This is a genomic window from Pseudomonas sp. QC2 (genome assembly GCF_002859085.1).
GTDB lineage: Bacteria > Pseudomonadota > Gammaproteobacteria > Pseudomonadales > Pseudomonadaceae > Aquipseudomonas > Aquipseudomonas petroselini.
In genome coordinates this window covers 134,406-144,753 of record NZ_PKKS01000002.1, presented here as the reverse complement: position 1 = coordinate 144,753, position 10,348 = coordinate 134,406, and the positions used below count along the sequence as shown (strand labels likewise).

Below are 10,348 nucleotides of genomic sequence, written 5' to 3'. Positions count from 1 at the left end.
AACGGCGTGGCGCCATTTTTATGACGGATTCTTTAGAGAGAATGCATTCGCTGTAAGAACATGAACTTGCACTGATTTATCGTATTTTTTGTTGGCTGAGTGGTCAGAAACGGCACTAATCTGACATACCCATAAACAAATATTCGATTGCCCTACACTGTCTCAAAAATTTGCCTACACACAACCGCGATTAAACGGACGGTTTATATCGCGCGACAGAATACGGAAACCTCGCCTGTATTCAAGGGCGAAACTGCCGAGCGGTCGATCCGCAACCGCCCGCAAAGCCACGGCCCGTATATCGCTGCGCAGGCAGCCAAGACGACGAAGCAAAACCCACGCCGAATGACACAGGGCAGACACCTCCAGAGCGCTAAACCTGCTGAGCCTGGAAGATACGCCCCATTAACTAGACCAAATTGATCGCAGTCAGGCTGTAGGCTTTTGCTGCTGATGCTCACGCCCGGCAAAAAAAGGTATTGGACTACGAAAAAGGTGCGGGCACGTGCGCGCAAGGGAGTTGAAACTTGTGACGGCCGGGCACCCGAGTGCCCGGTTTTGAAGCAAACCTGCCTTGTCAGCGAACACGGCGCTCGGTGAACTGGTAGTCGTCCTGGCAATCGCTGGTGGGGTCCGATGCCACACTCACATAATGAACGGTGTCTGCGTCCAGCAGCTTATAGGTGTACACATCCGGCGAACGCACGCCATCTGTGCGCAGCTCATTCTTACCATTGGCCGCCGCCCACGAACCTTGCTCGGTCTGGATCACCTGCGTCTGCTGCGCATCGCGGTAGAAGGTAATAACGAAACGACCGTCAGGCTTGAGGGTATTGGTCCACGACAGGAACTGGCATTTACCGGTCTCGGTGCGCAAGCCTTTCCAAGTGCCAACCAGCGCGGGGTCGTTGGCCGACTGATGGGTGGAGCACGCGCCGAGAGCGGCGGTGAGGAGGACGAGGGACAGGGAGAGAGTCCGTTTCATATGGGGCTTCCTTTGGTTTGGACAAGATTGCCGAGATAGACCCTTCGGCATTAAGAGAAGAATCCTACCCTTGCTGGTCGAAAAAAGGGGCGACTGTGAGAAAAGCTTGGGTTTTGCAAAAATAGTCAGAATTCAGGGGTTTACAGAACCTTTCCAATCGCTATAATCGTCGCCCTAACACGCCGGTATAGCTCAGTTGGTAGAGCAACTGACTTGTAATCAGTAGGTCCCGGGTTCGACTCCTGGTGCCGGCACCACATTAGGCTCCATTGCATTCTACTGAATGCTCTGGAAGCCCCGAAAACCCGCCCATTGGCGGGTTTTTTCGTTCCAGGACCCTCTGTCGGGATCCAACAAAATCCCCCTTCCCCGAGGGTATGTTAGGGGTACTGCGATTTTCCGGTCAGGAGCGCGTACCCCCATGCCACGTCTAGCGATCCCTCTCAGCGACCTGCAATGCCGCACGGCCAAAACCCGCGAGCGCGCCTACAAACTGTTCGACGGTGGCGGCATGTACCTTTTCGTCAAACCCAATGGCGTGAAGACCTGGCGCTTGAAGTACACCAAGCCCAGCGGCAAGGAAGGTACGCTCATCATCGGCAATTACCCCATAGTTACCCTTTCCGTCGCACGACGTAAGCGAGACGAAGCCAAGGCATTACTGCTCGACAACCTCGACCCAATGGAAGAAAAGAAGAAGGCCAAGATCGTAGCCCAGCGGGCGGCACTGCTTTTCGAAACCGTTGCCCTAGAGTGGCACGCTGATATGTCCCGCCGCTGGACCGAAGGCCACGCAAAAACCGTAATGAGCCGACTGCGCACCCACGTCTTCCCGCTGATCGGCCAACGGCCCATCGCCGAGCTCGATACCCACGACCTTCTAGAGATCACCCAGCGCATCAAGGAACGCGGCACCATGGATGTGGCGTTAAGGGTACAGAACTACTTATCCACCATCATGCGCGGGGCCAAAAGAGCCCGGCAGATCACCATGAATCCTGCACTGGATCTGGCAGGCTCGATTCACGCGCCGCGCACAATCCATCGCCCGGCCCTCTCCCTCAACCGCCTACCCGAACTGCTACACCGTATCGACAACTACAACGGCCGCGAGCTGACGCGCCTTGCCGTGCTGCTGACTCTGCATGTGTTCGTCCGCTCCAGCGAGTTGCGCTTCGCTCGATGGAGTGAGTTCGACTTCCAACGCGCCATGTGGGAAATCCCCGATACGCGCGCACCGATTGAAGGGGTACGCAACTCCACACGCGGGACCAAGATGAACGGCGACATTCAAATGGTTCCGCTATCGCCGCAGGTCATCGAAATACTGGAGCGCCTGCGCAGCCTCAGTCGCTTTTCAGAGTTGGTGCTACCGGGCGACCACAAGTACTGGAAGCCCATGTCCGAGAACACGGTGAACACCATGCTCCGCAACGTCGGCTATGACACCAGCAAGGATGTGTGCGGCCACGGCTTCAGGACCATGGCCTGTAGCGCCCTGCTTGAGTCCGGGTTATGGACCGACGCAGCCATCGAAAGACAAATGAGCCACAAGGAACGCAACCGTGTGCGCGCCGCGTATATCCACAAGGCTGAATTCCTCGAACAGCGCAGGCTGATCATGGCATGGTGGAGCAACTACATCGACGCCAACCGCCATGGGCATGTGACACCCCACGAATTCGCTCACCCAGTCGGCGACAACATCACGGCCCTACAAAATAGCCGTGGCGCATCCAAACGTGGGTAAGCCTGTGAGATCACCGTTGTCCGCCCTTCCACGCGGGTCCATCCAAGCGGGGCTGCAAAGCCGCCCTGCTTGGATGGACCTCATTTAAAAAATCTAAAGCCCACGCAAATTGTCTGTGGAAAACCATAGATTTCCACCGGTGGATAATTTCATCCACAGCCGCAGAATTCCCGAAAATTCGAGCCTTGACCCAAATTATCCACAGGCGTAGAAAAGATCGGGCAAAGCGCTGTCGTTGACAGCAACCCAGGTAGCCAGAACCTTTGAGGCTACGCCACACCGTGGTGGTTCTCCCAAAGTGCGATTAGCGTCCGGTGGCTCGCACGGTCACAGCGATGTGATGGATGCCTACTTTTACCAGTGTGCCCACTGCGGCAACTCATCCTTTTTCATAGCTGCCCTGCAGCAACCTATCCGCTTGGCCATTTCACTGCGCCAACCTGCGCCCGTCTCTTTCTTCCGGAAAGAGACGGGCGCTCCTACCGCTGCTGCAGCCCAACTCGTACAAGGCTTTGCGGCATTCCCCCTCGTGACAATCGGCGTGACAAACACCGAAGTCACCAGCAACAGCGATGCAGATGATGGTGCCGCAGCCCACGGAATGGACTGCACCTGACTGACAGTCAGGCATGCCCCGGTCATCGCTTCACTGCCGTCACCCGACTCAGGATCTCACGTCACCGGTCTCGTCAGCTGGTGCAGCCTCCACCCGCCCACTTCTTTGGAAGTGCTCAGGAGGCCAGATCATGAGATGCCCAAGCTCCCGGTTGTAAAGAGCCGCCAGTCCCGCGTTAGTGGACAACCCTCACAGGTCGCAGGGGCCTTGATCCCTGATAACACTCAACATCCGTGGCGGGATGTCGTGGGGAAGGTTTTAAGGGTTTGGCTTCGAGAGGAGTTTGATCATGGCATTGGTCGGTAGACGGGACGGGCGCAATTTCGGCTATGGCCGGCAGCTGAGCTATGCCGGGCCGCAAGCGCTGAAAGATCTGTTTGGCGGCGGACATTACGGCACGGTCAAAGCGCACAGTGATCGGTGGCAGGCGTTTGTTCGGTGGTGTCGGTCAGAGGATGGGCCAGGGTTTAACGATGCGCGGCAGATTGATCGGCAGACTTTGCTGGATTACTCCGGGCATTTGCGGCAACAAGTTGAACATGGTGAGATTGCAATCGCGACTGCGCAAAATCGGTTATCCAGCATCAACCGCACCTTGGCGGCACTTCGCGGTGATCAGTATGTGAAAGTGCCGAGTCCGAGCAAAGCGCTGGGCATTCAGCGCACGGCTGTTCGCACCTCCGCGCCGCAAGGCCAGGATCGTGAGCAGCTTGAAGGCATCATCAATGCCCTCGGCGAGCACCATCTGCCACGTGCCACCGCTATTGTGCAGCTGGCAAGAGCGACCGGCATGCGCTTGCGTGAAGCTATCCTGGCGGACCTCGTGCGATTGAAACGAGAAGCGGAACAACTCGGCAAGATCAACATCCAGGATGGCACCAAAGGCGGTCGCTCGGGAGCGTTCGCACCTCGCTGGATAGTTGCAGATGAATATGTTCGGGAGGCATTGAACTACGCCGAGCATGTATCGCCCGAAGGTAGTCGTAACCTGCTGGCACCTAATGAAAGCTACCGAGACCTCCAACTGGCAGTCCTCCGTCCCGCACGGGACATCCTGCATACCCATAACCTCAAAGGCTTTCACGAATTGCGGGCGGCCTATGCGTGTGAACGCTATGAGCAAATCACTCAGCATTCTGCGCCCGTTAATTGCGGTCATTGCTTTCAGCTAGACCCACGTTTGGATCGTGAGGCTCGGGTGCAAATCAGCTATGAACTGGGTCATCGACGTATTGATATAGCGTCGGCATACATCGGAGGCCGAGTATGAACAAAGTATTTGATATGGAGTTGTTTCTGGCGGGAGCTCTGAGTGGGTCGCATGCCACCTGCTTGCGCCACATTCGGCAGGCCACGGCCATTCAGACTGCAATTGCCGACCGCTGGCATCGAGACAATCCCTGGACGTGGCAGCAAAAGCATCTCGTGTGGTTTTTAAATCACTGCCTGAATAGGCATGCGGAATCGACACGCTATTACTTTGTGCTGACGATGCGGTTACTTACGAAACGGTTAGGGAAGTCTTGGCAATTCGGCCACTAGGCATCGGACTGCAGGAAGAGGCATTTCATTCTATCCAGAGCGTTTTTACGCGCCTTCACCACTTGGTGCGAGGGCGTTGCCGTGTGTGAAACACACCGAGGATTTGGAGGCGATCACCACGTACTCGATAGGGAATGAGATAGGACCAGTTCGGCACTGCCCATTCGCGCGTATTTTTGACTCGACCTTCACGGCCCATGGCTGGAAATTGGGCCAGCTTGTCCACGCTGGCAAAGATCGCATCGGAGAAGTCGTCAGCAGCCTTGGGGTTTTCAAGGGCTATGTAACTAGCTTCGTCTTCCAGGTTTTTGAGGGCTTTTTCCAGCCACTCAACGCGCATTCCTGCTCCAGCGCCGGGCTCGCATAGCTGCTACCTGCTCATCGGTGGCGAATTTACCTTGATCGGCTTCCTCTACCGCAAGTTCGATCTGTGCAGTCAGTGTCCTCTCGTGCTCGATGTAGTCGCGAAGAACGTCCATCGCCAAGTAGCTCACACTTTGGCCATTCGTCTTGGCCAGATCGGCGAGAGAGTTCGAAAGGTCTTCCGGCAGGTTCAGGGATATCCCGGTCATGGCAGCCTCGCTAGTGAACGTTTGTTGGGAATTTTACACCGTCAAGCGCCCACATAAATTAGCAGGTCGTCGCGAGGAACTTCACGATGTTTTTCGTTTTCAGGCTGATCTGCTTTGCTGCGTTTGCCTGAGAATTGCGGCATAAACAGGCATTGGCGTCACGAAAGCGAGGAAAGCCAAGGAAAAAATTGCCACCTATCCGATCTCATCGGGCTTCCTATTTTTCAACATCAAATGATGTTATAAAAGCGGAAATAATCTGATGGAGGCATCCCTGTGACGCCGAAGCAAATTTTTAATCTGCAAACCTCCTCCAATCAAGAGTTGCTCGAAGCCATTGGGGTGTCAGAGGCCGAGCTCAACTCTGTCGTTCTGCAGTGTTATCGAGCTTTTGCTTCGGTGAGTCCACTTCATCCAAAAGGCTACTCTGGGACGAGCGGCTGGGCTGATGGCACTCAGGCAATCAGAGCAATTCTTCTCCCGAAAAGCTGGAAGCCGACTAACCCCAAGGGCCAGCCAAGAGTTGTTTCTCCTGGCGGACGTTACGCAATCACGGTTAGTAGTGGTGATGTGAATACTGGGAACCCTAACCAGACACCACAGACGAAGAATGCTAAAGGTGCGCAAACCTCAAAAAGTGTAGCGTTCAATTCAAGGCAGGGAGATCTGTTTCGCTCTGAGGCGTCTTCGACAGTGGAGCTCCCGTCTCGTGATGATGAGCAGATGCTATGGATTCTTCTGTATTACGTAGACCTTGCTGGTGAAGAGATTCGGTATGAGCTTTCCTGCCCTATTGCAATCGGGGATAACGGAAAGGTTGACGGTTGGTCTGCTCGGATTATCATGCCGGCGATCCGTCTGGGGACACCTGATCCTTTTGGTGCGCCAGATCCTGAACAGAACCTCGATATTCCGGTTATTCCAAAATTATGAGAGATATAAGCGATTTCAACCCTAGCCGCTTGGTACTTGCACGCCAGCGGCGAGGATGGACAAAAAAATCGCTTGCTGATTTGGTGGAGCTAAGCACAAAGAGTATTTCAAACTTTGAAAATGGAGATTCTCCACCGACAGAGCAGAGTATTCTTGCTTTAGCTTCGAAGCTCGACTTCCCGGTCGAGTTTTTTTTCGGGCCTGACATTCAAGCTCCATCAGAGGAGAATGCCAGCTTTAGATCTTTCTCTCGCATGACGGCTGCGCAGAAGAATGCTGCCTTGGCGGCAGGTGGGATCGCCTACCTTTTAAGTGATTGGATCGATCAACGATTTGATTTACCTAAAGTGTCGGTGCCGGATCTGTCTGGCATGGATCCTGAAATGGCAGCTGAGTCTGTTCGCGCTGCATGGGGGTTGGGACATTCGCCCATAAAAAATATGGTTCATCTCTTGGAGTCCAGGGGAGTCCGAGTTTTTTGTCTTGCGGAAGAAACTAGCCAAGTAAACGCTTTTTCTTGTTGGCGCAGGGGTTCTACTCCTTTTGTTTTTTTAAATACCATGAAATCAGCAGAGGCCAGCCGCTTTGATGCTGCGCATGAGCTTGGCCATCTGGTTCTTCATCAGCATGGGGAAAACAAAGGAAAAGAAGTTGAGCATGAGGCTAATGCGTTTGCCTCCGCATTGCTAATGCCTAAAGATAGTGCTCTGGCGTATGGTTGGCAGTGTAGAACAACTGCTGATGTAATTCGCTTAAAGAAATTTTGGAACGTTTCAGCAATGGCTCTGGCTTTCAGGTTGCACCGAGTTGGAATATTGACTGAGTGGCTTTATCGGAGCATTTGTATAGAGCTTTCCAGTATGGGAGCAAGAACTAAAGAGATTAATCCTGGGCCTCATGAAACTTCACAAGTATTACAAAAAGTTCTAAGTTATGCGCGCGACAAAGGATTATCAGTTAAATCTATTGCGCACGAACTAAATGTCACGGCTAATGATTTGAACCAAATTCTCTTTGGATTGGCGCCAGTGGTTATAGAGGGGAACCTCAATACAACGGAGCATAGTGTCGTTGGAAAAAAACCAGTGCTCCGTCTAGTCACGTGATACTTTCGTGCCATAATCCTTATAGTGTTAAGCGTATGTACTGCTTTTGAGCATGGCCATACATGCCATATAGCCCAGTTGACTGTAATACCTGGTGTAGTGGCAAATCAGTTTCTGATATTTACCATTACTGCCCCAAGACCAAAACAGCTCCGCTGCCGCAGCATGTCGAGGTTCGACCTCGATCTTGAGAGGAGCCCGTCAAGCGGCGGTTAGGACGTGCTGAGGCGCAGGCACTATTTGCCGATACTCATATCAGTACATCCCCATACATTGTAACGCTAGGGGATATACGCTGATAATTTATGCCCAAGGCTATGTCAATCGGATAGCAGATTCGGCCTAAATTTTAATTGGAGTCAGCTTTTTTCGCGTTCTCGAGGAGGAGATGGCGAGCGTGGGCTTCCCTGCGCAGCCTTCAAAGACTCTTGCTTCCAGGTGGGCCACTGCTCTACGACCCGGCGAGACTCATTGAGGTAATTGATAAAATCTTGCTTGTTGCTGCTCATATTAGTTTTCCTCTATGTACCTTGATAGCAGAGCTGCAGCTATGGTTTCACGTTCCATGTACGAACAAGGCAACATCTGGGTGCGCAATTTAGCATCAGTCTCTTTCCAGTCAATCGTTTGGCCATGCTCAGTTTTGCGGGCGACTGGATACCCGCTACCGAGATTTGTGGAGAATAGGTTAAAAAAGCTTCTAGGTCCAACGCCAATAAATGGTTCGAAAACGACATTTTTACTGCGTTTGTCTAGCGAAATTGAGTCTGAATGAAACTCTAAGGCTTTGCTTTTTGGGTAAGGCTCGACATATACAACTCGTTTAATTCCAGCCGCAACTATATGTTTAGCGCAGTTGTGGCAGGGAAATGTTGTGCAGTACAAATCGCTTTCTGCAGTGCTGACACCAGATCTCGCACTGGAAAGTAGCGCCTCCATTTCAGCATGAACAACACGCCCATATTCAGTAATGTCTTTAATTTTACTGTTTTTGATAAGCGGTGCCAGCTCCTCTCGATATTTTTCAGGCACTGCTTCTATTATGCCTTCAATTATTAACCGCTTTTGGATCGCGTTCGAATCTTCTCCTTTCATGTAGTCTCGGCCATCGGCGACATCAGTGATTTCTTGAGTCGTTTCATCTTTGTCTGGCCAATACAGCCCGCCATGGGCTTTGGGGACGTCATTTGCCCCCGTCGAGATTATGCAGCGGTTTTTTGTAAGTACGGCACCAACTTGCCGGGAAAGATCTGCGGACCTTAAAGAAGCTGAGAAGGCCATAAACATAGCATACTCATCAAATGTTGGTGTTATATATGGCTTTCCAAAAAGCAGATCTAGAATTCTCCATATTTGTTTTTTTAGAGAGTCAGAATTGCCATTATAATCAATGAAAAAATCTGAAAGATGGTAGGTATCGCGAGTGTGTTGACCGTACTCTTCTCTTTCGTCTGCGTCTCTTTCTATTAGTCTAGAGGCTTGCTCTTTTGTCATTGATTTGTCTTTTGTTAAAAACTCATACCTTCGTGTGTGATCCGCATGTACGCCAATGAGAAAAAAGCCATCTGAATATATTTTTCTGAGCTTTTGGACTTCGGCTGGGCTTTTTAATGAATTTATAATAAAAGCGTTGCGCCGAAGTGGTTCTTGTTTCCCCCTGGACTTATTTATTTGTGCCGCTGCCCCTAAAGCCAATATCGAATTATCTCGACTTTCTTTGCGCAGCCTATTACCTTCTTCCATGTAAGAGCTTATTCGGTCGAACTCATGTGTACTTTGCGAAGGGTTCCCGATGTTTGCAATTATATCAGCAGATATTTTTATATTTCTAGTTTCGTATTTGAATATTTTCAGCCGATCAGTTATTAATTTTGATACTTCGGGAAGATCTGTTCCGATTGTCCCAACGAGCCCTATGATAAGTTCGGAATCAGAATATGTATCGTCTATAAAGTATGTATTTTCTGAGGTATCCTCTACAGATAGCTCCGCAACTATTTCTTCAGCACTTCCCGACACTTCTCTGGCATCAGCTTCATTATGAGCTTCAGTATTCAAGAGCGGCTCTACCGATGCTCTAAGTTTTTGAGCAAAATGAGCTTTACCTTGAAACAGAATCCCACCAGTTGATGGGTACCAATTTAATATTCCTTTGCTTTTTGTTTTAAATTGGTGTTGGTTATTATTTATTTCTCGCCACTCGCCGGCTGAGGCGATTGGTTCAAGTTTTTTCTTGAGCTCCTCTAAACTTCCATCGAATCGCATGCTCATTCCCTTCAACCGATTTTTTTGTAATTAAACATGTGAAACTGGCGCAGCGTTTGGCGCAATTCCATCAAGATAGCCCCGAAATCTTTCGTTGGCTAGGTATCGGGCTACGGGTGTGAGTGATTGAGCAAACTGTCTCTATCTTTGTCGGTTGAAGACCTAGGATTTCTGGCTTGCCTATTTTAAATTGACAGCAATAACTGACTGTTTACTCGATGACCCATCGCAGCTGAAATCTCATAGGAGCTCTCGCTCTCTAGTCAAAGGATAACCGGCCGCGCAGCTTCGCCGAGGGCTTAGACGGAAAACGTAAGGTGAGCACCAAGCTTTTAAGGATAGAAATAGAGGTAAATGAGAGCTGAATATGAGTGCAACATATTAATATTAATATTATTATTATTATTTTTAGTACGGCTCGACTCCTGGTGTCACCATACAAATAAATGATTGCAGCGATGCAGGCCTTTTTTGTTGCTTCCTCGGGCTAGCACCGGGCTAGCAGTAAACAGCCCCCCTCTTTTCCCCAAAAATCACACCACCTCAATGAGCAGGCTCGCACCACCAATACGGCCCTAT

9 protein-coding genes and 1 tRNA gene are annotated in these 10,348 nt (G+C 51.0%); 6 read left to right on the top strand and 4 right to left on the bottom strand.

Translation table 11 applies throughout. The features are described 5' to 3' along the window. Nucleotides 1-577: 577 nt before the first annotated feature. On the bottom strand, nt 578-985 hold the full coding sequence (locus QCBJ_RS00895; RefSeq protein WP_012721720.1) for a hypothetical protein: 408 nt from the start codon (nt 983-985) through the stop codon (nt 578-580). A 181-nt stretch (nt 986-1,166) separates the two neighbouring features. Between QCBJ_RS00895 and QCBJ_RS00890 the strand changes: the two genes are divergently transcribed. The 4 genes from QCBJ_RS00890 to QCBJ_RS00870 all read left to right on the top strand — a co-directional run bounded on the left by QCBJ_RS00890 (nt 1,167) and on the right by QCBJ_RS00870 (nt 4,893). Continuing rightward, a tRNA-Thr gene (locus QCBJ_RS00890) sits at nt 1,167-1,242 on the top strand. 164 nt (nt 1,243-1,406) lie between these two features. Next, nucleotides 1,407-2,735 (top strand): integrase arm-type DNA-binding domain-containing protein, encoded by a 1,329-nt coding sequence (locus QCBJ_RS00885; RefSeq protein WP_102059947.1) that lies wholly within the window; start codon nt 1,407-1,409, stop codon nt 2,733-2,735. A gap of 905 nt (nt 2,736-3,640) precedes the next feature. Next, complete coding sequence (locus tag QCBJ_RS00875) at nt 3,641-4,621, top strand: integrase domain-containing protein (protein WP_102059945.1); 981 nt, start codon at nt 3,641-3,643, stop codon at nt 4,619-4,621. Then, entirely contained in the window at nt 4,618-4,893 is a 276-nt protein-coding gene (locus QCBJ_RS00870) for a hypothetical protein (RefSeq protein ID WP_102059944.1), read from the top strand. Before QCBJ_RS00875 ends, QCBJ_RS00870 begins: the two co-directional genes overlap by 4 nt. A 55-nt stretch (nt 4,894-4,948) precedes the next feature. On the opposite strand, the gene QCBJ_RS00865 is transcribed toward QCBJ_RS00870, so the two are convergent. Both QCBJ_RS00865 and QCBJ_RS00860 read right to left on the bottom strand, forming a co-directional pair. Then, nucleotides 4,949-5,233 (bottom strand): type II toxin-antitoxin system RelE/ParE family toxin, encoded by a 285-nt coding sequence (locus QCBJ_RS00865; RefSeq protein ID WP_102059943.1) that lies wholly within the window; start codon nt 5,231-5,233, stop codon nt 4,949-4,951. Continuing rightward, entirely contained in the window at nt 5,223-5,465 is a 243-nt protein-coding gene (locus QCBJ_RS00860; protein ID WP_010453436.1) for a CopG family ribbon-helix-helix protein, read from the bottom strand. The genes QCBJ_RS00865 and QCBJ_RS00860 overlap by 11 nt, the downstream gene beginning before the upstream one ends. Before the next feature lie 276 nt (nt 5,466-5,741). Here QCBJ_RS00860 and QCBJ_RS29980 point away from each other — a divergent pair, with 276 nt between their 5' ends. Further along, nucleotides 5,742-6,398, top strand: a complete 657-nt coding sequence (locus QCBJ_RS29980; protein ID WP_123361095.1) for a hypothetical protein — start codon at nt 5,742-5,744, stop codon at nt 6,396-6,398. After that, a complete protein-coding gene (locus QCBJ_RS00855; protein ID WP_102059942.1) occupies nt 6,395-7,504 on the top strand; it encodes an ImmA/IrrE family metallo-endopeptidase in 1,110 nt (369 codons plus the stop codon). The genes QCBJ_RS29980 and QCBJ_RS00855 overlap by 4 nt, the downstream gene beginning before the upstream one ends. 510 nt (nt 7,505-8,014) lie before the next feature. On the opposite strand, the gene QCBJ_RS00850 is transcribed toward QCBJ_RS00855, so the two are convergent. Beyond that, a complete protein-coding gene (locus QCBJ_RS00850; RefSeq protein ID WP_256581439.1) occupies nt 8,015-9,775 on the bottom strand; it encodes an anti-phage dCTP deaminase in 1,761 nt (586 codons plus the stop codon). Between the last annotated feature and the right edge of the window lie 573 nt (nt 9,776-10,348).